At 40.0% G+C, this 23,441-nt stretch carries 23 protein-coding genes; 8 read left to right on the forward strand and 15 right to left on the reverse strand.

All coding sequences use genetic code 11. The features are described 5' to 3' along the window. Positions 1-489: 489 nt before the first annotated feature. From G4P69_RS22770 to G4P69_RS22795, 6 genes are all read right to left on the reverse strand, one after another. On the reverse strand, positions 490-1,761 hold the full coding sequence (locus tag G4P69_RS22770; RefSeq protein ID WP_390692866.1) for a sensor histidine kinase: 1,272 nt from the start codon (positions 1,759-1,761) through the stop codon (positions 490-492). Positions 1,762-1,847: 86 nt separating this feature from the next. Continuing rightward, positions 1,848-4,604: an ATP-binding protein gene (locus tag G4P69_RS22775; protein ID WP_208345037.1), complete on the reverse strand. Its 2,757-nt coding sequence runs from the start codon at positions 4,602-4,604 to the stop codon at positions 1,848-1,850. 225 nt (positions 4,605-4,829) lie between these two features. Continuing rightward, complete coding sequence (locus G4P69_RS22780) at positions 4,830-5,471, reverse strand: GUN4 domain-containing protein (RefSeq protein WP_208345036.1); 642 nt, start codon at positions 5,469-5,471, stop codon at positions 4,830-4,832. 20 nt (positions 5,472-5,491) lie between these two features. Further along, the gene (locus tag G4P69_RS22785; protein ID WP_208345035.1) at positions 5,492-6,934 is read right to left on the reverse strand and encodes a HAMP domain-containing methyl-accepting chemotaxis protein; all 1,443 of its coding nucleotides are present in this window, start codon (positions 6,932-6,934) and stop codon (positions 5,492-5,494) included. A gap of 463 nt (positions 6,935-7,397) precedes the next feature. Continuing rightward, positions 7,398-8,186 (reverse strand): ABC transporter permease, encoded by a 789-nt coding sequence (locus tag G4P69_RS22790; protein WP_208351324.1) that lies wholly within the window; start codon positions 8,184-8,186, stop codon positions 7,398-7,400. A gap of 10 nt (positions 8,187-8,196) precedes the next feature. Continuing rightward, the gene (locus tag G4P69_RS22795) at positions 8,197-9,201 is read right to left on the reverse strand and encodes an ABC transporter ATP-binding protein (protein WP_208346357.1); all 1,005 of its coding nucleotides are present in this window, start codon (positions 9,199-9,201) and stop codon (positions 8,197-8,199) included. A 388-nt stretch (positions 9,202-9,589) separates the two neighbouring features. On the opposite strand from G4P69_RS22795, the gene G4P69_RS22800 reads away from it, so the two are divergent. Further along, positions 9,590-9,979, forward strand: a complete 390-nt coding sequence (locus G4P69_RS22800; protein WP_208351326.1) for a hypothetical protein — start codon at positions 9,590-9,592, stop codon at positions 9,977-9,979. A gap of 95 nt (positions 9,980-10,074) precedes the next feature. Here G4P69_RS22800 and G4P69_RS22805 read toward each other — a convergent pair whose 3' ends face one another. Continuing rightward, a complete protein-coding gene (locus G4P69_RS22805) occupies positions 10,075-10,563 on the reverse strand; it encodes a DUF4149 domain-containing protein (RefSeq protein ID WP_208346109.1) in 489 nt (162 codons plus the stop codon). A gap of 330 nt (positions 10,564-10,893) precedes the next feature. On the opposite strand from G4P69_RS22805, the gene G4P69_RS22810 reads away from it, so the two are divergent. Both G4P69_RS22810 and G4P69_RS22815 read left to right on the forward strand, forming a co-directional pair. Continuing rightward, complete coding sequence (locus tag G4P69_RS22810; protein WP_208351346.1) at positions 10,894-11,502, forward strand: DUF2808 domain-containing protein; 609 nt, start codon at positions 10,894-10,896, stop codon at positions 11,500-11,502. A gap of 92 nt (positions 11,503-11,594) precedes the next feature. After that, on the forward strand, positions 11,595-11,786 hold the full coding sequence (locus tag G4P69_RS22815; RefSeq protein WP_208346108.1) for an RNA-binding S4 domain-containing protein: 192 nt from the start codon (positions 11,595-11,597) through the stop codon (positions 11,784-11,786). A 163-nt stretch (positions 11,787-11,949) separates the two neighbouring features. On the opposite strand, the gene G4P69_RS22820 is transcribed toward G4P69_RS22815, so the two are convergent. From G4P69_RS22820 to G4P69_RS22855, 8 genes are all read right to left on the reverse strand, one after another. Continuing rightward, positions 11,950-12,531 (reverse strand): hypothetical protein, encoded by a 582-nt coding sequence (locus G4P69_RS22820; RefSeq protein WP_208351331.1) that lies wholly within the window; start codon positions 12,529-12,531, stop codon positions 11,950-11,952. Continuing rightward, positions 12,521-14,080 carry an LlaJI family restriction endonuclease gene (locus tag G4P69_RS22825; protein WP_208345985.1) on the reverse strand — a complete coding sequence of 520 codons (1,560 nt, stop codon included), beginning with the start codon at positions 14,078-14,080 and terminating at the stop codon, positions 12,521-12,523. The genes G4P69_RS22820 and G4P69_RS22825 overlap by 11 nt, the downstream gene beginning before the upstream one ends. A 144-nt stretch (positions 14,081-14,224) precedes the next feature. Further along, a complete protein-coding gene (locus G4P69_RS22830; protein WP_310834151.1) occupies positions 14,225-15,316 on the reverse strand; it encodes a restriction endonuclease in 1,092 nt (363 codons plus the stop codon). 285 nt (positions 15,317-15,601) lie between these two features. Further along, entirely contained in the window at positions 15,602-16,402 is an 801-nt protein-coding gene (locus G4P69_RS22835; RefSeq protein ID WP_208351336.1) for a type 1 glutamine amidotransferase, read from the reverse strand. A gap of 35 nt (positions 16,403-16,437) precedes the next feature. Continuing rightward, positions 16,438-17,058 carry a Uma2 family endonuclease gene (locus tag G4P69_RS22840; RefSeq protein ID WP_208343933.1) on the reverse strand — a complete coding sequence of 207 codons (621 nt, stop codon included), beginning with the start codon at positions 17,056-17,058 and terminating at the stop codon, positions 16,438-16,440. A 42-nt stretch (positions 17,059-17,100) separates the two neighbouring features. Then, entirely contained in the window at positions 17,101-17,436 is a 336-nt protein-coding gene (locus G4P69_RS22845) for a XisI protein (protein ID WP_208343934.1), read from the reverse strand. 141 nt (positions 17,437-17,577) lie between these two features. Beyond that, positions 17,578-18,069 (reverse strand): DinB family protein, encoded by a 492-nt coding sequence (locus tag G4P69_RS22850; protein ID WP_208343935.1) that lies wholly within the window; start codon positions 18,067-18,069, stop codon positions 17,578-17,580. 90 nt (positions 18,070-18,159) lie between these two features. After that, entirely contained in the window at positions 18,160-19,497 is a 1,338-nt protein-coding gene (locus tag G4P69_RS22855; protein WP_208343936.1) for a Mur ligase family protein, read from the reverse strand. Positions 19,498-19,608: 111 nt separating this feature from the next. On the opposite strand from G4P69_RS22855, the gene G4P69_RS22860 reads away from it, so the two are divergent. The 5 genes from G4P69_RS22860 to G4P69_RS22880 all read left to right on the forward strand — a co-directional run bounded on the left by G4P69_RS22860 (position 19,609) and on the right by G4P69_RS22880 (position 23,434). After that, positions 19,609-20,193 carry a thylakoid membrane photosystem I accumulation factor gene (locus G4P69_RS22860; RefSeq protein ID WP_208343937.1) on the forward strand — a complete coding sequence of 195 codons (585 nt, stop codon included), beginning with the start codon at positions 19,609-19,611 and terminating at the stop codon, positions 20,191-20,193. Positions 20,194-20,508: 315 nt separating this feature from the next. Beyond that, complete coding sequence (locus tag G4P69_RS22865) at positions 20,509-21,117, forward strand: hypothetical protein (RefSeq protein ID WP_208343938.1); 609 nt, start codon at positions 20,509-20,511, stop codon at positions 21,115-21,117. A gap of 36 nt (positions 21,118-21,153) precedes the next feature. After that, entirely contained in the window at positions 21,154-21,903 is a 750-nt protein-coding gene (locus G4P69_RS22870; RefSeq protein ID WP_208343939.1) for an ATP-binding cassette domain-containing protein, read from the forward strand. Continuing rightward, positions 21,900-22,541, forward strand: coding sequence for an ABC transporter permease (locus tag G4P69_RS22875; RefSeq protein ID WP_208343940.1), 642 nt, complete (start codon positions 21,900-21,902; stop codon positions 22,539-22,541). Before G4P69_RS22870 ends, G4P69_RS22875 begins: the two co-directional genes overlap by 4 nt. Further along, positions 22,538-23,434: a glycine betaine ABC transporter substrate-binding protein gene (locus G4P69_RS22880; protein WP_208343941.1), complete on the forward strand. Its 897-nt coding sequence runs from the start codon at positions 22,538-22,540 to the stop codon at positions 23,432-23,434. Before G4P69_RS22875 ends, G4P69_RS22880 begins: the two co-directional genes overlap by 4 nt. The last annotated feature ends 7 nt before the right edge of the window (positions 23,435-23,441 follow it).

Genomic DNA, 23,441 nt, shown 5'->3' on the forward strand with positions numbered 1-23,441 from the left:
ATGGTGATAAACACCAAGTGACGGAACACAAAACTAGTACAGCACGGCGCAAATAAAGCAACCATTTCAATCAGGTACAAGCTTTGATATATAAAAAAACTTTTGAATGAGTGACTTTTGCGCAGCGGTGCTAGTCCCTAAAGCAATCTCAACTGCACCCAATTAAAATTATACTCTAAATCGGTCTACTTCGGAAATCGTAGGCGACCGTAACCTAATAACTGACCGATACCATTTTCTCCTGCTGGGTAAGCAGTAACGCCAATATAGATACACTACTTGAGTGGGATTACGTTTAGGAGCCAGGGCGAACTTTTATCCATAGTTCGCTCTCCTTTGACCACTCCCCGGTCTGAAGACTCGGGGTTTTCAATCGACCTCTTATAAACTGCTTATGTAAGTATTTTACCCCGAATATTGTCCGGTCAGAAGATTACGTCACATATCTCAAAAATGTAGTCAAGCTATCAAACATTGCCCAAATGGGTTCTATAAACGTCGGATTGGAATTTGCACAACAAACTCAGTTCCTCGTCCCGTATTGGAATAGCACTCGATCTTGCCAGCGTGTCTTTCCGTGATAATCTGATAGCTGATCGATAACCCCAATCCAGTTCCTTTACCCACTGGTTTGGTGGTGAAAAAAGGATTGAACACTTGAGAGCAAATGGCTTCTGGAATACCAACTCCGTTATCAGCAATACTAATTGAGATCCAGTTAGTATTGATCAAAGAAGTACGGATGGTGATAGTAGGTGAGGCGATAGCAGACTCTTCCAATGCATCAATCGCATTACTCAAAATATTCATAAACACCTGGTTAAGTTGGCTGGGATAGCATTCAACCTCTGGTAACTGCGCGTAGTCTTTGATGACTTGGATGGCAGGAAAATCAGGTTTAGCTTTGATGCGATGTTGTAAAATTACCAGGGTGCTATCGATACCTACATGGATATCGGCAGGTTTTAGTTCGCCTTCATCCAGACGGGAGAAATTGCGTAGAGAAAGGACGAGGTTACGAATGCGATCGCTCCCCATTTGCATTGATCTGAGTATCTTTAACAAATCCTCTTGCAAAAATGCGAGATCTATAGCGTTTGCACGCTCTTGAATTTCGTTTACTGGGTTAGGATAATGCTTTTGGTAAAGCTGAACAAATTCAAGTAAATCTTGAGTATATTCTTTTACATGATTTAGGTTGCCATTAATAAAATTCACTGGATTGTTAATTTCATGGGCAATTCCTGCAACCAGCTGACCAAGAGCAGACATTTTTTCCCCTTGTACCAAATGCAGTTGGGCTTGCTTGAGGCTTTCTAACGCTTGGTTGAGTTCATCAGTACGCTGTTCCATCACACGAGTAGCATTCCGCAGTTGTAGATGCACCCGGATACGTGCTAAGACTTCTTCATGCTGAATTGGTTTAGTGATGTAGTCCACAGCACCCAAACTTAAGCCTTTGATTTTATCGACTGAGTCAGAAAGAGCAGTCATGAAAACGACAGGAATATCGCTTGTAGCAGGATTGGCTTTTAACCTTTGACAGGTTTCAAAGCCATCAATTCCCGGCATCATCACATCTAATAAAATTAAGTTAGGCTGAGATGTTTGCATTCTTTGTAGGGCAATTTCACCATTTTTGGCGATCGCTACTCGGTAGCCCTGTTCACTTAACAAATCAAACAACACTTGCAGATTAGTGGGGGTGTCGTCTACAACCAAAATGGTGTTTTCAATAATGGACATAGATAAATTGGGCATGGGGCATTGGGCATGGGGCATGGGGCATTGGGCATGGGGGGAACAAAAAAGCATTCATCTCCCCTGCTCCCCAGTTACCAACTTGGTTATACCAAGGGTTCAAGTAACCGCAGGATGGCTTCATCATCAAACTTTTGGCTAAGTTCTAACACTCGGTTGGCAAAGGGGACATATTCAGGTGCTAATTGCTTAAGTCGGTTGGCTTCCTGTTGTACATCCGTGATGAATCCACCTTGAACAGCAGTGTAGAGGGCGGTGAGTTCTGCGGGTGGGGGCGTGACTAGATCCGTGTCGTCGTCAGTGGTGGTAATTGCTTCTGTAGATTCTGGTACGTTTTCGTAAACCCATTGCAATTGCAGCAGTCGCTTTAATTCAGCAAGTAGCCCAGTGAACTCGATGGGTTTTGGGAAAAAGCTATTGCACCCAGCATCCAGACTTGCCTGCATATCCACTTGAGAGAGTGTGGCGGGGGAGACAATAATTGGGGTGGAAATAAAGTCAGGTAGTTGACGTAAGCGACGGGTCATTTCTAAACCATCCATCACAGACATATGTACATCGGTAATGATCAAGTCGGGGCGCATTTGGATAGCGGTGTCTAAACCCGCTTGTCCATTGCTAGCTTCTCCCACTTTGAAACCCAATGGTTCTAACATATTGACTGCAACCAGTCGGTTTTCTTGGTAATCGTCAATGACCAGGATTTTGCGTGGTTCACCTTGGTAGCCGATAACTTTTTGGTTGGCGATCGCCTGTCCCACTGTCCAGTCTGAAGCTAAGGGTAAGTCGACTTCAAACCAGAAATAACTTCCTTGCCCAAGAAGACTTTCGACGTGAATAGTACTACCCATCTTCTCGATTATTTGTTGGCTGATAGCGAGTCCTAAGCCAGTACCTTCAGTATTGCGTTCTCGTTTTCCTGCTTGCTCAAACGGCAAAAAAATTGTGGATAGTTTTTCTGGTGCAATCCCAATGCCAGTATCTTTTACTTGGAAGCAAACTCTATGGATGCGCTCAGATGCTGTTGGGGTATCCACTGGTTCAACCCGGAAGGATACTCTGCCAAAGTCGGTAAACTTGATAGCATTGCTCAGTAAATTTAATAAAACCTGCCGTAGTCGTTTATCGTCAGCATAAACTGCAGTGGGAAGGTTAGCAGCCGGTTGGTAATGAAACTCTACACCCTTTTGCTCAGCTTTAACACGACAAATATCAACTGTGGAAACTAGGAAATTTCCGAGATGGAAATCTTGGGGATAGAGTTCCATCTTCTGAACTTCCAATCTTGACAGATCCAAAATGTCATTGATCAGTGTTAGTAAATGGGAAGCGCACTGATGAATTATCCCTAATCCCTTCATCTGTTTGGTTGTGGTAGTCGGATCGCGCTGGAGAATTTGGGCATAACCTAGAATGCCATTAAGTGGAGTTCGCAGTTCGTGGTTCATATTTGCAAGAAACTCGCTTTTTGTGCGGTTAGCTGCTTCGGCTACTTCCTTAGCTTGTTTCAGTTCAGCCGTGCGTTCTGTCACTCGTTCTTCTAGTTCTGCTTTACTTTTTTCTAACGCGGTAAAGGATTCACGCAGCCGTCCTGCCATTTGGTTGAAGGAATGAGCAAGACTGTTCAGTTCTTGGATATTGCTCCCTGTTACTATTTGGTCTAAGTTACCACCTGCAACTGCCTGAGTAGCTTGATTCACACTTAGAATGGGAATTGCTAAGCAGCGGGACGTGAAGATGGCGATCACGGTTGCTCCCACCAACGCCACCACACAAAGCCAAATAGTAGTTTGGGTATTGGCGTTGATTTGTGCCATGAAAATATTTTCTGGGAGGCTAGTCACGACAAACCATTCCAAGCCATATTGGTCGCGGTAGGGAGTAATAGTCACATAGTATGGCTCTCCTTGAACATTGATTTTCAGATTTTGAGCATCGGTTAAGCTGTGCAGATCTGGAATAAGGTGTTGCAGTTGCTTGGCAATCGTTTGAAGCACTAGGTTTTTGCTGTCTGTGGCTTTAAGGCGTTTAATATCCTGAGTGGCAACAGTAAAAGGCTGTAGTTCGACAGAATTAGCCACCAACATTCCATCCCTCTCCATGACAAATACTTGCACCGAGTAGCTGATATTTAGATTATGTAGAAATTCGTTCAGTTTCAACAAATGAATATCTACTCCAACCACGCCCAGTAACTTGTGGTTAGAATCATATACTGGGCGATTTGCTGACGCTATAAGATACGGCTGATCCCCAGGATCGTAGTAAGTGTAGATCCTACTCCAAATCTCTTTTCCTGCTTTGACGGGTTCAGTGTAACTAATCGCATTGAGAGTATCCCATGTACCAGTGGCGAGGATTTGAGTGGAGTTGCCATCTTTATCTGTCAGGTAAGTGGTGTTATTTTTCGGCAAATAGGGTGTTTTGGCCGCTGCCTCATTGATAATGACGGTTTTGCCATTGAAACGGCCTGCTCCCACTTGTTCCCCTGTAGGTAAGCTTACGCTAATATAGGTTAAGCCATAAGTTTGAATTTCCTGCCATAAAAATTTGCCAACGGTTTTGCGATCAACCCCTTTGATCCATCCTAGACGCATGGCATCGGCATTGATTTGGTTGATTTGATGGGGATTTTGCAGGTAATCAATCAAATGGTCATTTACATGCCCAGTAGTGCGTTCCATCAACTGCTTGGCCAAATTGTGAACCGCTTTCTCGCCATTTTTAAATGACAGATATCCAACTAGTCCCACTGCTCCAAAAATCTGTAACAGAAATGGCACAATTAACACCCATTGCAAAGGTAGCAATCTGGTTGTTAGGAATGAAAAATTCGTCTTCATAACTCACAGGGGAACGGAAAGTGATCGCCACTTTCACAACTGGTAAGTAGCGATCGCTTCATTGCTCGCCCGTCAGCATGTATTGTCTTAACCATGTTGGAAAAGAGGAATGTACGTCTTTATTCTGAGGGATACTCCGGATACTCCAAAACTAGGGGTATTTAGAAAATATCCTTACATCAGATATAGTTCCCAAATTAACCAGGGAATGTTTCATCTGCTCTTTTAAAAGTTACACCTAGTTAAGGCTCCACTGAAAGCCACATTGATGTTATAGCCTATTTCTACTGTGGGAAGGTGACCAGGAGGAGGATTCAGGTAGTTGGGCTCTTTACCTTTAACAAATTCCATTCTTTTAGTTTGTGTATTATAAGTCCATTGAAATAGCCACTGATTTGATGGTGGTAATTCTTGCCACCCGACTTTAGCATACATCTGACGATAATCACTCAGTGCCTTGAGAATATTTACTTGAACGGTAAAACCTTGTTGACCATTAGTAGCTTTACTCCAAAGCTGATCTATTGTCTTAAGATCGCTACAAGAGAGATTATCCATTTCGTCTTGAGGTATCATACCATTGGCTTGTGCCTTTGGACCTGCTGCTTCTAGCAATCGAAGATATGTCTCTCGATCGGCTTTTTTCCAGTCTTTTTGGTGCAAATATTCACGCAGTTGAGTGTAATCAACATCGCGTTTACTAGGAACTGGTGTTTCATTAACTGTGGATTTCGATAAGTTCAAGGTGTCGGATCTTGACCTGGATAAATACCACATAATTCCCCCTCCTAAGCTACATAAACCTACAAGGAGCAGTAAGCTTACTACATATAGGCGAAATATTCTTGCCTGTTTGTTCTTTTCCATGTTCAATTTCTAGAAGTGCCTTACACCATTTGCTTGAGTTCTAAAGCAGCTATGTTAAGGTGCTGAGTACCTACTCTAGTTTGACCAATGCCAATAGCAGTTTCTCTTGCGCCTTTATTAATAGCATCCATCGCTTGAACGACTTGCTGTATAGCATCAAGCTGCTGCTTAAGATTAAGTGAAATTTGTTGATTGTTCAAAACCACTTCGTTGACAGATCCCGCGACTCCTGTAAAAGCTTGATCTATTTTCTGTGCTATTTGCGTTACTGTCTTAACTGTCTTGGTGCCTTCATCGGTTACCATTACGGTAGAATTGGTCGCACTCTGAATTTGCGAAACCAAAGTAGAAATCTTCTCGGCAGAGCGTTGACTTTGATCAGCTAACCGACGAATCTCATTAGCAACTATAGAAAAACCCTTTCCATGCTCCCCTGCACGGGTGGCTTCAACTGCTGAATTGATTGCTAGTATATCAGTCTGCTTTGCTAACTCAGAAACTAACTGAGAGATACTGCCAATTTGATTGGCTTGCTCAGAAAGAGCTATCATTTGCTGGGCGATCCGTCCCACTTTGTTTTCCAGGTTAAACATACCTTCGAGGTTCTCTCGTAATGCTTGAGTACTATTCTCTGCGAGATCGAGTACCTTGTTTGCTGCTGCAACAGCAGCTTTAGCTTGCTGTGCTGATTGTCTGAATGAAGCTTCTAATTCATCCATCGTGCTAGTGGTTTCCTGCACTGAACTTGCTTGCTGACTAGTTACACTTTCTTGCTGTTCTATGGCGGCTAGAATCTGACTTGAAGATGCTGTGATCTTGCTAGCTGAGTTTTGAAGTATATGATCAATTGCTAAAGTTATCCACAAGCTCGATCCTAATGTTGATACGATAGATATTAGAGTTCCAAATATAATCGCTATATTTAAAAAGCTTTCAGCCGTTTTATCTTTTTCCTTACTCTTAGCTAGAATCATCGTTTGCTGATTAATAACTTCATCATGGAGCTTGTCAATATCTTCAATACGTACGCTATTCATTAGCTTTGTTGCTTCATTAATTTGATTTGCCTTTACTAAATCTGAAACTTGTTTAAGAACTTTTACAAAATTTTTAGCTTTCCCTAGCAGGACATTAAATTTATCTTTCTCCTGATAATCTTGAATCAGGGTTTCTAACTCTGAAGATGCTTTCTTAAAACTCTGAAATCCTTCTTCCGTTATTTGTTGTTGATTGGTTCTCTCTTGAGGTAAAAAAATCTGGCTTCTATTAGAGTGAAGCATCTGTAATAAAGCTTCAATTGACTGGTCCATCTTGTTAAGAATATTTTGTGCATTTTCTACCTCTTGTTCTCGTTTTCCTTTGAGTATGGCACTTGAATACAAAAATCCTCCTAGAACAATGAACAACACAAGAGGAATTAGATAACCCAGGAAGATACGAGTCCTCAATTTAATATTTTTCATTTTTCTTTGTCCTTGTATATAACTTTAGATACCAAACCAAATCTCTTCTATCGTTTATTAAAACGATAGTATTTTACCCGCAACTTTGATGCAGATAACCCTGTTATAAGCTGATGTTGGATTAGCGAAAAACCTATGGCATATATAATACCACCATTTTTATAAATCTAAGCATTATTACGATAAAAATAAGGAGTATTTTCTTTCGGTATTTTTATGGAAAACTTGCTTCAAAACTAAACAAGAACATAATTCTTTAGCCCTTACTAAGTAAGGGCTTTGTTATAACCAATCACCAATCACCATAAAATGGGCAAAGAAACCAAATAATGTTGTGTTAATAGCCTATTGTTGGAAATTCAGAAGAATTACATTGTAAACGTTTATACTAAATGTAATAGTCTGTTAACTTTAGTAATAAACATTAGTCAAAACGCGCAACGATAAAATAACCCAAAAACACTCAAGCACCCATTCCTGAATATCGCTTCAACCCGCGCCGCCATAACCAACGATTGAAAACAAAAAGCACTAACAGCCAACCAATCATTGACAAAAATCCTCGCAGCAGATCCACTGGTAGCCCTACTAAAAGATTTGCTGGGAAATTAATCAAATAAGGAAAAGGTGTCCAAAGTACTACAGCCCGCACAGGTTCAGGAAAGACTTCTAAAGGCGCAATCAAACCAGATAAGAATAAGTAGAATAAAAACCAGAAATCTTCTAACGCGATCGCTCTCTCAGTCCAAAAAGCAAAAATACCAAAAGTGTACTGAATGACAAAGCGTAAAGCAAAAGCCAGCACCACAGCTAAAGCAAACAGTAATAAATTGCCGAAGCTTGGTAACCAAAAAGCCTGGGGATAAAGTAAAAAAAAGAACCCTATTAACAGCAGCGTGAACGGTATCCTCGCACCCCTTTCAGCAACATGCAATGCGACATGATGCCATACAGGATCAAGTGGTTGTAACAAACGAGGTGAAAGCCTACCTTCAACAACCTCCTTCTCAAAATCATAAATCACCCAAACAGTAGTAAATTGCCTAACAACGAAAACGGCGAGAAAGTAACGCGCAAAACCTACAGGTGTCAAACCGAATCGTCCACCTTGCGCCGCCTCGATCCAGACTCCCATCAAAATAATTGGTAAAGATCCAGACAAAACCCATAAAATTAACTCGGCTCGATACTCCACCATATAGGCGTAGTAAACGGAAAGTAACGTCGAAGCTTTTCGGAAGATGCGGTTCATATGTTAGGGGTTAGGGGTTAGTGGTTAGAGTTTGGGGGGGTAATCCTGCTTGAAAAACCTGCCTAATCACATCTTCCACATCAGGCTCAGTTACTGTTAAATCGATAACTTCTAAATCCGCTAAAATCCGCGAGACAGAGCGGGTGAGCATTTCTCTCTCCACCAAAAAGCACACCATTCGCCCATCAACTGTCTTCACATCACCGTAGGACATAAGTTTGTCTTTCGATACAGGGTGGGCTAACTCCAAATGAATTTCTCGGTGAGGTGCAAACTGTTCCAATAAACCATCTAAGCTACCATCATACATCAACGTTCCTTGGTGAATTAGCAGTACTCGTTCACACAAAGCTGTGATATCAGCCATGTAATGGCTGGTCAATAGCACCGTCGCTTGATACCGCAAGTTGTATTCACGCAAAAAATCGCGCACACTTACCTGAGCATTGACATCCAATCCCAACGTTGGCTCATCGAGAAACAAAACTTGAGGACGATGTAAAAGCGCAGCTAACAGTTCCGCCTTCATCCTCTCACCTAAAGACAGTTTTCTTACTGGTTGAGTCAGTTTATCAGACAGCGATAACATTTCGCTTAATTCACCCACGCGCTCTCGAAACTCTTTATCAGAGATGTTGTAAACGGCGGCGTTAATCCTGAGAGAATCTAAAGCAGGTAAGTCCCAAAGTAGTTGCTGCTTTTGCCCCATCACTAAGGTAATCTTTCGCAAAAATGACTCCTGGCGACGAAATGGAACATTCCCAGCGACTCTAAGCTTCCCGCTAGAAGGGTGAATTAGCCCTGTAAGCATTTTCAGTGTAGTAGTTTTACCTGCACCGTTTGGTCCCAAAAATCCCACCACCTCCCCTGGTGCAATTTCAAAAGAGACATCCTGAACTGCTTTGATTTCACGGTAGGTACGGCGGAAAAAGTGGGTGATTGTCCCTTTGATACCAGGTTCTTTGATAGCGACAGGATAAACTTTGCTCAGATTTTGAGCCTCAATGATAGGCATAAATTTTATCTTCGGCGGTACGCAGATGCACAATTGTAGAAATGTAATCCATTACAAAATTTTAACAAACCGCAAAGACTCCAAGAACAAGAAATACCTAATTGAGTGCGCCTATCTCTATGGTTGAATGATTCAGTGCTCAACCTTTCTCACTAATTAGCTAGAAGTAATTATCCATAAGGATCATGGAAAGCTAAAGACCTTTAACTTAGACTGGAAGTATCTTAAAACAGTCAACAGTAAACAGTTATCAGTGATCAACGTGTATGGTGGGGAATTTTAAAGAGCCACCAATACCTACCACTAATTAGCTTTCAGTTATCAGTTCAGTATTCCTGACCGATAACTGTTAACTGTTAACTGTTAACTGTCAACAGGAGGTATAGTAATGAACCGGATTTTAAAAAGCGCACTATTACCTGGCTTGGTTGCTACCAGTCTAGTCGGTTTCAACCTAGTGTCTGTGAAACCCGTATCCGCTGGAAATCACCAGATCCGAGATATCGGTATTGGTGCAGGCGCTAGTGCAGTAACCGGCGAAATTACTGGTAACCATCATGCTGCTAAAAATGCTGTCAACGGAGCTGCTGCTGGTGCGGCGGTTCACGCTTTAGACCATGGTAGCTGTCATCGTCGAGGAGGGCACCTAGTTCGAGATATTGGAGTTGGTGCAGGAGCTAGTACCGTCGCTGGTTTGATCACAAACCGTCATCATACTTTGGGTAATGCCGTCAACGGTGCAGTTGCAGGCGGTGCTGTAAATCTTGCGGGCTGTTAATTCTGCTAGAATCACCATAATTTCAAACAAACACTCGATACCAAGTAAATTTTGGTATCGAGCTCATAAATGTTTCTTGTGAAGGGTTGGTAGTTTTAATCTAACCGGAAACACTGACTTAAAAGAGTACCGCCTGCTACTAATTTTATTGCTTCTAGCACCCAGTAAAAGCTATGCAAGAGATTCATGTCTGCTGGGACTTGAGTAACTTCCTCAAATAGGTTTAGATTAAGTCCAATAGCAGACATCTGCGGAGTCAATAAGTAAGTTTCTACTAAAGCTATGCCTAGCAATACCACAGCTAAAGCAATACCAACACGAGAAGAATTATGTTGAGTACGACACAGAGCTAATACGGATGTTAAGACTAATCCAGCAGCTAATAATTCAATCCGATTAAAATTCCAGAAAATTACATAGCCTACGGTCGAGAAACTATCTTGGCTCATCATGCCAGAGAAATAAAGACTAGGCATAATTACCCAATCCAAAAACACGCTAGCACTTAACCAAAAGCCCACCGTTAACATGGCAATAGTTTGCCAAACCGGTCGCTTGAATTGAATAGTAGAGAGGGTATTCATAATGAATAATTGCGAGGGTATTATTCATAAGTTTCTCTCTGAATCAGTTATTTTGACAACAGATATCAATTATCCTTTACAAACTTAATTATCATTTTACAAAGCCATTATGATGGTCTTTAACCTAATAGTAATTTGCTAAAATAGCTACACGTCAGTCTCAGAGGACGGTGTAGGTTTCTGTCCTTGAGAGCGATCGCTCTCCTACCTTAAAAACCATTTATATTGTTCTTGAAACTTAATAAAAATAAATATTGATTATTTTTTGCTAATAAAATCTAAAAAAGAAACCGTATGAAATCCCAGCCTTTAATTTCCGTATATAAAAGAATGCGCCTTGCATTTCTATTTGGCACAGCTATTACCTGCACAGCAGCAATTAGCACGTATGATCTCGGGCTGAGTCAAGCAGTTCAGTTGCAAGATGGTACAGTATATTTCGTTGAACCGCCAAGCCTTATTGCTGCCGTAAATAGCTATAAAGATATTTATATACCAAATGTAAGTTACTACTTTACTGTCAATATACCTGACAATGCCGGAGAGCCTCTGCAAAAGATAACAATTAACCAATATCAAGGCGCAGATGATATCCAGTTTGATCTCAAACATACCTCTGTGTATGAAGGCTCCTCACACAAAGGACAAAAGTTTGCGCTTAAAGACGTAACCAGTGATGTATCACGAACACCGACTACCCCAAGAGAAAAACTAGGTCAAACCCGCCCACGCAAAACGCGAACAGTATCGCTAACATTTGATCAACCAGTACCCCCTGGTAGAACGATCACAATTGAGCTTATAGCCGAGCAAAATCCATCAGTTTCAGGCGTATATCTCTTTGGTGTGACAGCATTTCCTCCCGGGGAAAAAGTTCATAGTCAATTTCTTGGTTTTGGAAGGTTACAATTTTATAGCTACGGTCCTGGTGGACTTTAACAAAAAGAATTCAGGAGCCAGGAGCCAGAACTCAGAAAGTTTTGGTACACAAGGACTGGGGAACAGCGCAGTGGCTCCTTCTTTAACAAACTATGATTAAACTTGACCAGTTTTTAAAATTGATGGGTGTCGCGCCTACTGGTGGACAGGCGAAGCTAATGATTATTGGTGGTGAGGTGAAAGTTAACGGTACAGTTGAAACCCGACGAGGGCGGAAATTAGTATCTGGCGATAAAGTGATGGTTCAAGGAAAAATTTTCGAGGTTGAATTCAACAGTCTCTGAATCAGAGCGGAATGTATAGGGGTATACTCTAATTCTTTACGTAGTTAGGGCTCTTTGCCCCTACTTTTTTACCGAAAATTAAGGTAAGCTTATTCAGTGCAATGGAGTGTCACGGGTGCATTTACTTAATAATAGCGCTTACGGGCGATGTCTTGGGTTCCTACTAGGTTGGTGCTTGTTTTATAGCATCCAATATTTCCTGAAGTGTAAAGTAAATGTAGTAGAAAATAGGCTGTCCATTGATGTCTATAGTACCGTAGCGGCGGTACGGTAGATATTGTAGATGTGGAATATGGGAACGATAGGGAAGACGAGGACGACCTATACGGGAATCAAGATATTTTAGTTTTATTTTTCTACTCTGAGGATGAATGTCATGTTTTGCCACTTGAATTGGCGTACATTCCTCATCAAAGGTTATACCCCACTTAATATTCACTTTTAATTTACCATTAGCCTCACGTTCTCCGAGATCGTGAAGAAGAAACTCGTAGAAGTATTTAATTTTTTTAGTATTAAAATCTCTAGGAGTAATAATTTGAGGAGAAGCTAGCTGATTTTGAACTACAGGAATATCGACTTTTAGGATATTTGTAAAAAAGTCACATGCTTCCAATATAATGTATTTCTCAGCCTTGTCCTTCTGTTCTTTATTCTTGAAAGAGATTAAAGGAACATAGTCACTTTGAAAATATAAATTTTGTTCTTGAGAACGAACACCTACAATTTCTAAGTCATTGGTCATAATTTTCTAGTAAATAGACTTCTTGAATAAAAGAAAAATTAGCTTTAACTATTTTGATTCCTTTAATATTTATTTCTGTTTTAAAATTTTGTTTAAAAGTTTTATCGTAAAAATAAGGAATAAAAAACCAGTTTTCTGAAACATTAACTTTATTTATTTGCTGAAGAGCTAATTCATAAGTTAGCTGTTTTATCAAATCAAACCGATATTTTTCATCTACTTGTTCGGGATGTCTACTTAAATTTTTATCATAAAAATCAGAGGCGATATCTTTGTAGTCAATAATATATAAGTTATAGCTATCTTCTGAGTTATACTTTAACAATAAATCCGGGCGGGGGAAACGGCGCATTGCCTTAGTTCTATCTCGTTTGTGGAAATCATCAAGATTTCTATCCGAGTACACTAAACACCCAGGTTGTGGATCGAATTCAATACAAAGCAGTTCATCCCATCCAAAGAAACCTTCTTGTTTAGGGTAGGGAATATGTGATGGAGTTTGGTAAATCCATGAATTTCCATTGTCATCTTTTGTCGGTAATTGAAAATTGCCTACTCTGTTTTTTTCTTCCTCCTTCCGTCCTGAATTCTGATACTCTTTCAAAGGAATATCCGTATCGGCAAAACAAATTGCATCGCGGTTTTTTGTAAAAAAATATGTGTGGCACATATCCTCCCAAATAAGAGAAAATCCTTGTATGCCCCAGAAATATCCATCGTTGTCCTTGGGATTAAGTTCGCCATATAAAAATGTCTCAACGGCTTCGTAAATTCCCCAATAATCATCATCTTTGTAATAAGTATTCTTGTCTATATTGTCTAGCGCCTCTTTTAAAATTATGATAGTTTCTATAAAAGTGTCCTTGTCAAAAATTGACTGGTTATAGGTTAAGTAGTCGTCCTTAAAATGTTGAGCAAGAAAGTTAATATCTTGACTGTGGACTTTAATGATATCTGGTACATCACCATGTAACTGCTGCACAATCTCATCGAGGATGTAACAATACAGATGTACTAAATCTGTACTTTCATAACGTACAGTTGGGCGGGGTAAATCCATTAGATCGACATAAATGGTATCGCTATCTGAATAAACAGCCCGATCTAGATATCTGTGAATTTGAGAATAATCGATGTCGTGACTCCGTTTGACTTTTTTTTGAATCGATTGAAGGGTAAGATTATCATAAGCTTCTAATACCTTCTCAATCATTTTGATCTTGCTGTAAAGTACACAAATTTCTCCATCTTCAGTCTGTATGCTGATACCTTTAGAAGAAAGAGTGGTTTGATCTTGTTCTTGCTGATATTTAGGCTTGTTTTTTTGGAAACGTTTACTAGATTCATTGTCACGCTCGAACTTCCGGAAAGTACGATACATTTTGAAAAATAGCTCGCGGACTTGGTCAAAATCATTCTCAGGAAAATCTTGAAAGCCGTTTGGTAGACAGAACTCGAAGCTGTTGCCAGATTTAGATTTACGAATACCAACAAAATTGTCTTTAGGATCTTTAATCTTAAGCAACTTTAGATTATAAAAATTAATCATATTGGCAAAAAAACAATTAATATTTTTGCTTGTAATCCATCTAATTGTTAGATTTCATGGCTTATACCAAGCCTATTTCAAGATGCCTAAAAATAATCGTTATTTGCTAAGCCTTTGACTCAATTAATTATATGTAGCTTCATGCTATAATGGTATGATATCTTTTTCTGTATTTTCCCATTTCATTATCTGATCAACGAAATTATTATGCATTTTAGCAAAATCTCCAAAAGTCACAAGATCGTCTAGGGGTATTTTCAAAAGATCTCGCAGCGGTTTTTTATCTCTATTAAAAACACTATCCCAAAGGAAAAACATTAATTTATTTTGTATTTTTTCCGCAGTTATAGGTTGTTTGATAAAGTAGTAACCAATTTGCTTGTCTTCAATTCCACGAACAGAGGTGTGATGGCTTTTGATAAAGTTGTTCAGATTTTTGATTAGTTTTTTCCATTCCTGTGTATTTAAAGTTCCTCCTTGCCCATAATTTGCAGCAGGAGGTTTACTGTCATCCCAATCAATAAATTCCCAATCCCAACGACGCTTAAATGCACTGTCCATGAAGTAAATAGAATTGTCTGAAGTGTTCATCGTAGCCAGAATAGAAAGGTTAGGTGGAAGCATGATTGCCTTGGTCTCTGTGTCTATTCCTAATGGGCTAAATTTATCTCTTAAAGTCTCAAAATACACATAATGATCCTCTCCTGGAAACTGATATTTTATTTGCTGTTCACCGTTATGGGTTGGGAATGAACCAGTTTTTACTCCAATCAGTTCAATAAGTTTATAAAATTCAATCATTGTTAAATTTACACTGTAGCTGGACCACCCTGTATCTTCTCTATCTAATAACTGAAAACAAATACCAAAAATTGCTGATGAGTTTCCTCGATTGATTTCGTCAATAACTAAAGCAACATTTTTAACCAGATTCCATTCAATTTGATGAACAGATTTTGGTTTGGTTATTAAAATGTTTTTATAAGCTTGTCCTAATGCTTTTAAGAAATGACCATCGTAGAAGTTATATTCTACTTTTCCAGATTTTGTGATTGGCACCAGTTTTCCCATAAAATCTCCATAAGTGTATTCAGGGTGGAAAACTGTTTTAATTACGTTTTCAGGATTTATACATTTATCTATTTGTAGTTTTTTTGGAATAATGTCACGCTCGATTCTATAGCTTTTTCCAGTTCCAGGGCTACCAAAGAGAATTTTCTGTATAGGACTTTTCACATTTGCTGATACGTGATGCTGATGGACTGACGAAGCCAGAGGTACCATATTTATTAGACACGTTGGATGATAGGGAAGTAACAGTGTAAGAGACACCGCCTTGGCTTTCACATAGTGATTAACACTCATGACAAGACAAATCACGTGTGGTATTGTCGGCAGCTAAGCCAAGTCTCGTCTCAAGGAATAATTCTAGGGTTCCCTAAAATTTATACAAACTAACAATCCCTAGCTACATGGTAGCTAGAGATTGTAAGGACAAAAGGCGAGGTGTTGGAACGAGTCTTACAATGCAGGAGCTGGTAAGCTGACTTTCAATCGCTTAAACATTGCTTCTCTGGCTTGCATGGCAAGGGTATCATCTAGTTGCGAAAGAGTGATAGATTGTTGGTACTTCAGTTGTAAGGCTGTTTGAATCAGCCAATCAGCAACAAAGGGATTTTTTGGTAACAAAGGACCATGGGAATAGGTAGCGATCGCATTCCGATAAAATGCTCCTTCTGTGCCATCCTCACCATTATTCCCCAACCCATACACCACCCGCCCCAAAGCTTCCACGTTCGCTAGCTTGGTACGTCCACCATGATTTTCAAAACCGATCAAATATGGTTTGCATCCAGTGATCTCTTCCAACTCCTGCGCCAGACGACTTGCTGTCACTTCAACAACCAAATTACCAATACAGCGACGAGTGTTTTCACCAGGATGGAGCGACACCATATCTAATATCCCTAATCCTTCAATTCGCTGTCCCAATCCTGGCTCGTAATAATGTCCCAGCAGTTGAGGTGATCCACAGGTAAAAACGCCAGGAGTACCATTTTCAATCTTTTCGCGCAATACTTCTGCTTTCTTCCCTTGCAAATCGCGCATAACAATTTCCTGCTGGCGATCTTGTGCACCACCACCCACAAACAAATCTACCGTAGCCATATCCTCTGCTGTGGTGTTTTGATCCAATGGTAGAACCTTGACATTGTATCCTCGCCACAAACTACGACGTTCAATACAAATCACATTGCCGCGATCGCCATAGGTACTCATCAGCTTTGGATACAACCAACCAATCGTTATTTCAAAACTCATAACTCTTCACTCACTAAAGTTGAACAAATTCTGATCTAGTTATCAGCAATTTCTTGTGGATTATTTTCAGGAAAAACAACATCTTCATACAGCAAAGAAATAGGACATCGGAAATCAACACTAGTCAATTGAACTTCTAATTCCGTTCCATCTTGTGTCGTTTCTTCAATTGAATAATAAGTGACTTCCCATTTTCCTTTCTCATTGCGTCGATAGCATTCTACATTCATTTTGTCTGTTTCAATGAGAATATATTCTTTTAAAGAATCAATCCGACGATAATGTCTAAATTTTTTTCCTCTATCGAATGCCTCTGTACTGGGAGACAAAACTTCTACAATTAAACACGGATGATAGATCACTTGACGCGCTCTTTGATCTTCTGGATTACAACTCACCATTACATCAGGATAGTGGAAAGGTCCCTGAAGCGAAACTCCCACTTTAGCATCTGCCATAAATACTTTACAACCTTTACCCCTAATATGATTCTTTAGTGCAGATGTAAGATTGATGGCAATGGAGTTATGGGGAAGGTTTCCCCCTGTCATAGCGAAGACTTCGCCATTAATATATTCGTACTTAATGGGTTGTTGCTCTTCCCATTCCAGATACTGCTGGGGCGTCATTAATTGGGGTTGTGGTTGAGCAATCATTTTAAATATCTCTTACTCTAAAAGTCTATAAGTGATTAGATATTAAGCAACGCCATAGCCTGTATACGGACGTTTGTAAGGTGGATGTAACCCAAGTACGATATCCTCTTTGGCAATTCCCATTTCAAGCAGTTCTTGTCCAACATCAATGTCAGTTGTATTATGCTGAAGCCAAATTTTTCCATCTTTAATATCAAAGTGTAGAATCGTGTAATAAACTCGCTCTAAACCTTTCCAACCGACTCGCATTAGTTGGTAATGATCCCGTATAGGATCAAAAAATAGTTCATTTTCTACGTCTTCATTTCGGGATTTATATTGACTATGCTTTTCTAGAAGTGTTTGAATGCAGGATCTATAAAGCTCTAACTTATCCATTGGACAATCTCCTCAGTAACTGGTTCGTACACAATGAGTTTGAGACTGGCAGATATAATCTTAATATAAGACGGTGCAAACTATTTCTATGGCTAACTCTTCTACCCATACTGAGGTTCGACTATGTTGTCTGAGTGCTTATCAAGGTCGAAGAATTCGGTGCATATCTAACGATGGTGGAGGAATCTCAGTCTGGCTAAGTAGATCGTGAATTTGTCCTCGGTGGTGTGTTTGGTGATTAAAAAAATGTGCTAATAATAAATTAACTGGATCAGTATGCTGATTACCCTGGTTATTCACGTAGCTAATTGTTTTGCTTAAAAAATCTTCATTTAATCCTGACATCCAGGCTTCGATTCGCTCATCTTCTATTACCCGAACTTGTTGAAGTTCATCAAACTCCTCGTATAGGATAGCATCAAGGTTGGTGGATGGCATCTGTTTCCCTTCAAACCTTCCCATCCAGATGCGATCGCCTACCATAATATGATTCAGCGTCCCGTGAATACTTTTGAAAAATGCTGGTCTAATGCGCTTACGTTCTTCGTCTGTAAGCTGTGAGCAAGCTTCATAAAGCTTACGGTTAGCTAAAGTATTATAACGTGCCATCATCTGGAAATGTTGAATCAGCACGGTTGATCTCCTTTAAATTTAAGATACGAAACTCTAAATTGTGGTGCGTTACGGACTTCCGTCCTAACGCACCCTACGCGTTACACCTAATTACAAAATTTTTCTACCGATTAGGGCTTCTCGTACTTCTAGCATTGCTGAATATGTGGGTAAGATGTGTAAAGTTTCGCCAGCGGGTGTAAGTTCTAGTGCTTTTGCGATCGCCTGATGTAAATCTTCTTCGACAATCAAGTTTAACTGGCTCTTAGGATCATTTTGACTATATCGTAGACGTAACGCCATATCATAGACGCGATCACCACTCACAACCAAAGTTCCTCCGCGTTCGACTAATTTTTCTGTATCAACATCCCAAATCCAAGATACATCAGTGCCATCAGGAGTGCGATCGTTCAACACTAACAGCGTTGTTGTGTCGGTGCTTTGAGTTACCACCCGAATTGTTTCATTTGTCCCGACTGGATTTTTAGACAAAAGTATTCTCACATGCTTTCCATTCACTTCTAACTCTTCCGCACGACCAAAAGCTGCTTGAAAATTGGTAACAGTATCCCGAATAGTCGCTTCATCAACCCCTAGTTCTTTAGCAGCAGTAGCAGCAGCTAAGGTATTATATTTATTGTATAAGCCTAAGAGAATTTGCGGCCATTCCGGACTATCAAGAGTTGGTTGACTCTTGCTAAAACCACAGTTAGGACAGTGAAAATCTCCTAAGTGGGATATGTAAACTCCTTTGTAATCCAAAAGGTGTCCACACTTAGGACAGTAAATAGAATCAACAGCGTGAGGAATTGCATCCAGATAATTTTCTGGTTCATTCAAGCCGAAAAATAAAACACGCTGAGGTAATTGCTGACCAAGATAAGATAACGTTGGATCATCAGCATTCGGGATGACAACCGTTTCTAGTGGTAGGGTGGAGATCACTTTTGTCCAACGCTTACTAATCGTGTCAACCTCACCATACCTATCGAGTTGATCGCGGAACAAGTTTAAACAAAGGATAACCCGAGGCTGAAGAGGTGCCAAGATTTTCGGTAGGATATTTTCATCTACCTCCAAAATGGCATAATCAACATCTAGCGTACCTACTAGGTTCGTGCTTTCCAATAAAGCAGTCATCAAACCATTTTCTAAATTCGCGCCTGTAGCATTGTGGGCGACGCGGTAGCCTTTGCGTTCTAGAATAGAATGTAAAAGAAGTGATGTGGTAGTTTTACCATTAGTACCAGCCACCAAAATCACCCCGTTTTTCACTTGCTGACTCAGTAATTCCAGTAACCGGGGTGCAATGCGACGGGCAATAGAACCCGGTAGGACACTAGCCGAACCCAAGCGTAGCGATCGCACTCCTAAAGTTACGGTTTTTGCAACTGATACAGCTAAACCCAGTCTTAGTTTATCTATAAATTGAATTTTGTTTCCCACATCTGTACCCTATAAATCAGTCAACACTGAACAGTTATCAGTAATCAACGCCTATGGTACTGTGATAACTGTTAACTGATAACTGATAACTGTTACGAAAGGTTACTGTTCATGAATAGCATAAAGTTGAAATTTTTACACAACCTGATTCTAGGCTGGCGGCGATTTTTAGGGATATTCCTACTGCTTACTTCCCTATTGTTTGTTGATATGCACTCAGCATTAGCCGATATCAACAATGACAGATACGATGGCAATATTTTTGTCGTTTATGCTGGTAATGGTTCACTAGTTCCTCCTAAAGTAACGCTAGGACAAGCTTTAGCAGCACACAAACCCACGCTTTTAGCTTTTTATGTGGATGATAGCAGCGATTGTAAGGAGTATGCCGTCGTAATTTCACGAGTACAAGAGTCTTATGGTCGAGAAGTTGAAATTATCCCTGTAACAGTTGATGGCATCGTACCCAAAAAAACTTATAGTACCACAGAACCAGGTTATTATTATTCTGGGGGGGTACCGCAAGTAGTAGTTTTCAATAAATCAGGTCAAGTGGTTTTAAATAAGAAAGGTCAAGTACCGTATGAGCAAATAGACGATAAATTTCGGGAGGTGTTTGATTTACTACCGCGTAATAAATCTGTACAGTTAAAGCGACGATCTTTCAATGAGTTTAATAGTGAATTAACTCAATAAGTATTGGGGAAGACACAATTTGTCTTCCCGATTTGTTTAGTGGTATCGATGCGGTGAACAGTAAACAGTGAACAGTTATCAGTGATCAAGGCGCTTAAAATAGTGAACAGTCAACAGTTTCTCAGTACTCAAAACATATGGTGCGGTGTTAGCTGATAACTGTTAAAGCGGTGTTTTTTGAAGGAATAATATATTATTCTTGACCGATAACTGATAACTGTTAAAGCGGTGTTTCCTCAAGGAAGAAGATATTATTCTTGACTGATAACTGATAACTGATAACTGATAACTGATAACTGGATAGAGTGTGTTCTTATGTCAAAAGTTTACACTACCAAGGAACTCATTCAAATTTTAGCTGATGAGCGACAAGCTTGCCTGACAGGAAAGCGCTTGAAGTTACCGGTAACTATATCTGGTAACCCTCTAATAGATCATTTCATCAAAACAAATGGACTGGAAAAATTCACCGCCTATCAAGATTTTAAAGCTCTGATTCACGACTATCAGAGAGAATATCACGTTTCAGGTATTATTTGGCAAAGCATTACTGTTAAGGACGAAATCTTACACTATCCTCAAGTCGATAGTCAACTAGCAGCATTACCTAGTGATATAGAGCTATTAAAGTCAGCGAAAAATTCCATCTTAGAATTTTGGCATAAAGTGACTTTAGGAATGGACTTATATTTGAGTATTAACAACAACAAACAATATCAACCAATTAACACATCAGATGTTGAAAGAATTGTTGATAGGACAGAATGGGCAAGTTTATGCAAGTGGGAAAATTCTAACTTTTTGGAAATAATTTTACAGTTGGCTTGGGGCAAACCAGAAGAAGCTTCCTATAAGCGAGGATTTCCAGCGTCGGGTAGTGAGTATATTCATGCGGTGAATCCAGGTAATTATCCGATAGGGTAAACTCAAAGCACAAGGAAACTCAAAACCGACTCACTCATGCAGCAAGAAAACCAAATCGCTGTTGAATTCCGCGATGTCACCTTGACTCGCAGTCATCGTCCGTTGGTGTCGAAGCTCAATTTTACCATCTCCAGAGGAGAAGCACTTGTATTACTCGGGCGTAGTGGTAGCGGCAAAACCACTACCATGAAATTAATTAACCGCCTCTTTACACCTACGCATGGTGAAGTATTATTTGATGGTATTCCTACAACCCAGTGGAATGAAATTAAATTACGGCGCAAAATTGGTTACGTTATTCAAGAAACTGGGTTATTTCCGCACTTCACTGTGGAACGTAACGTTGGTTTAGTTCCTTCTTTAGAACATTGGAAACCCAAGCAAATCAAGGTACGGGTTTATGAGCTTTTGCAGTTAGTAGGTTTAGATCCAGCACAATTTGCGCTACGCTATCCTCATGAGCTTTCTGGAGGACAAAGGCAAAGAGTAGGTGTTGCAAGAGCATTAGCGGCTGATCCACCAGTATTATTGATGGATGAACCTTTTGGAGCACTTGATCCCATCACACGGTTAGAACTACAACAAGAATTTAAACATTTACAACAGGAGTTACGCAAGACTGTTGTATTTGTCACTCACGATATTCAAGAAGCATTTGTTTTAGCCTCGAGAATTGGGTTAATGAATCAAGGAGAATTAGTAGTGCTGGGTACAAAGGATGAATTTATGCGATCGCAACATCCAGAAGCTCTTGCCTTTTTGCAATGTCTCAAACCTAACCTATGAACTTCAGCAACTTTTTTCTGATCAAATATGCTCCAGAAATCCTAGATCGCACCCTAGAACACTTGTTTATAGTAGGCATTTCCATTACCATTGCTACAGTTTTAGGTATACCTCTAGGCATTTTAATCACTCGCCAAAAAAAGCTCCGCCAGCCTATTTTAGGCATTGCCAATATTCTACAAACCATTCCTAGCCTAGCACTATTCGGCTTACTCATCCCTGTACCGATTATCGGTGGGATTGGAACAAATCCAGCTATTTTCGCATTAATTTTGTATTCGCTATTGCCAATTATTCGCAACACTTATACTGGAATTACTGGAGTTGATCCAGCCATTCGAGAAGCTGGGCGAGGTATGGGGATGACAGATAGAGAATTGTTGCTTCAGGTAGAAATACCCTTAGCAATGGGGGTGATTTTGGCAGGGGTGCGAGTCGCAACAGTGATTGGTATTGGAATCGCAACTATTGCCGCCGCAATTGGTGCTGGTGGTTTGGGAGAGTTGATTTTTCGCGGTATTTCCGCAGTGAACGATCAATTGTTATTAGCTGGCGCAATTCCAGCAGCAGTAATTGCTTTATTTGCAGATTTGGCAATTGGCTGGTTGGAGGGGAAATTGACAATTACAAGAAAATGAAAAGACTTTTTGCTTTTTTACTTTTAACTTTTTCTTTGCTCCTCTTAATCGCCAGTTGCAACGTTAACTCTAATAATAGTGGCAATGGTGATATTGTTGTTGGTTCTAAAGGTTTTACAGAGCAAGATATTTTAAGCGAGCTTTTAGCACAACAGATTGAAGAAACAACACATTTAAAAGTTGCTCGCCGCCGCTTCACTAGTACTTTGGTGACTCATCAAGCACTTACTAGTGGCAAAATTGATGCGTATGTTGAGTATACAGGTACAGCTTTTACTGTTATTCTCAAACAAAAAGCTATCAACGACCCAAAGTTACTTTATGAGAAGTTAAAACAAGCCTACACCCAGCAATTCAATTTAGAAGTGATGGAACCGTTAGGTTTTGAAGATACTTTTGCTATGGTAATTCGTGGTGAAGATGCAAAACGTTACAATATTCAAACTTTGTCAGATTTTGCTAAGTACGCACCAAAGCTGCGTGCTGGTTTTGGCTACGAATTTATAGAACGGGAAGATGGTTTTCCAGGCTTGGCTAAAACTTATGGCTTACACTTTGCGCAATCTCCTCGTATTATGGATTTGGGATTAATATATCGGGCGCTACAGCAAAAGCTAGTAGACATGATAAATGGTAATTCCACAGATGGGCAAATTTCTCGCTTGGGTTTGGTAGTGCTAAAGGATGATTTGTACTATTTTCCACCATACGAAGCGGCAACCATTATACGTCAGGAAACTTTAAAGAAGTATCCACAATTAAGGCAAGTACTCGCTCAACTTGTGGGACGTATTTCTGCTGATGATATGCGGCGATTAAATTCTTTAGTTGAGGGTGAGTTTCGTGAGATTAAAGATGTTGTTAGGGATTTTCGCAAAGCTAAGGGTTTATGACAGTTTT

The organism is Aetokthonos hydrillicola CCALA 1050 (assembly GCF_017591665.1).
Classification (GTDB): domain Bacteria; phylum Cyanobacteriota; class Cyanobacteriia; order Cyanobacteriales; family Nostocaceae; genus Aetokthonos; species Aetokthonos hydrillicola.

Excerpts from the sequence above, each read along its gene's own strand:
- G4P69_RS22770 (WP_390692866.1), bottom strand. The coding sequence starts at position 1,761 with ATGCCCAATTTATCTATGTCCATTATTGAAAACACCATTTTGGTTGTA.
- G4P69_RS22775 (WP_208345037.1), bottom strand. The coding sequence starts at position 4,604 with ATGAAGACGAATTTTTCATTCCTAACAACCAGATTGCTACCTTTGCAA.
- G4P69_RS22780 (WP_208345036.1), bottom strand. The coding sequence starts at position 5,471 with ATGGAAAAGAACAAACAGGCAAGAATATTTCGCCTATATGTAGTAAGC.
- G4P69_RS22785 (WP_208345035.1), bottom strand. The coding sequence starts at position 6,934 with ATGAAAAATATTAAATTGAGGACTCGTATCTTCCTGGGTTATCTAATT.
- G4P69_RS22790 (WP_208351324.1), bottom strand. The coding sequence starts at position 8,186 with ATGAACCGCATCTTCCGAAAAGCTTCGACGTTACTTTCCGTTTACTAC.
- G4P69_RS22795 (WP_208346357.1), bottom strand. The coding sequence starts at position 9,201 with ATGCCTATCATTGAGGCTCAAAATCTGAGCAAAGTTTATCCTGTCGCT.
- G4P69_RS22800 (WP_208351326.1), top strand. The coding sequence starts at position 9,590 with ATGAACCGGATTTTAAAAAGCGCACTATTACCTGGCTTGGTTGCTACC.
- G4P69_RS22805 (WP_208346109.1), bottom strand. The coding sequence starts at position 10,563 with ATGAATACCCTCTCTACTATTCAATTCAAGCGACCGGTTTGGCAAACT.
- G4P69_RS22810 (WP_208351346.1), top strand. The coding sequence starts at position 10,894 with ATGCGCCTTGCATTTCTATTTGGCACAGCTATTACCTGCACAGCAGCA.
- G4P69_RS22815 (WP_208346108.1), top strand. The coding sequence starts at position 11,595 with ATGATTAAACTTGACCAGTTTTTAAAATTGATGGGTGTCGCGCCTACT.
- G4P69_RS22820 (WP_208351331.1), bottom strand. The coding sequence starts at position 12,531 with ATGACCAATGACTTAGAAATTGTAGGTGTTCGTTCTCAAGAACAAAAT.
- G4P69_RS22825 (WP_208345985.1), bottom strand. The coding sequence starts at position 14,080 with ATGATTAATTTTTATAATCTAAAGTTGCTTAAGATTAAAGATCCTAAA.
- G4P69_RS22835 (WP_208351336.1), bottom strand. The coding sequence starts at position 16,402 with ATGAGTTTTGAAATAACGATTGGTTGGTTGTATCCAAAGCTGATGAGT.
- G4P69_RS22840 (WP_208343933.1), bottom strand. The coding sequence starts at position 17,058 with ATGATTGCTCAACCACAACCCCAATTAATGACGCCCCAGCAGTATCTG.
- G4P69_RS22845 (WP_208343934.1), bottom strand. The coding sequence starts at position 17,436 with ATGGATAAGTTAGAGCTTTATAGATCCTGCATTCAAACACTTCTAGAA.
- G4P69_RS22860 (WP_208343937.1), top strand. The coding sequence starts at position 19,609 with ATGAATAGCATAAAGTTGAAATTTTTACACAACCTGATTCTAGGCTGG.
- G4P69_RS22865 (WP_208343938.1), top strand. The coding sequence starts at position 20,509 with ATGTCAAAAGTTTACACTACCAAGGAACTCATTCAAATTTTAGCTGAT.
- G4P69_RS22870 (WP_208343939.1), top strand. The coding sequence starts at position 21,154 with ATGCAGCAAGAAAACCAAATCGCTGTTGAATTCCGCGATGTCACCTTG.
- G4P69_RS22875 (WP_208343940.1), top strand. The coding sequence starts at position 21,900 with ATGAACTTCAGCAACTTTTTTCTGATCAAATATGCTCCAGAAATCCTA.
- G4P69_RS22880 (WP_208343941.1), top strand. The coding sequence starts at position 22,538 with ATGAAAAGACTTTTTGCTTTTTTACTTTTAACTTTTTCTTTGCTCCTC.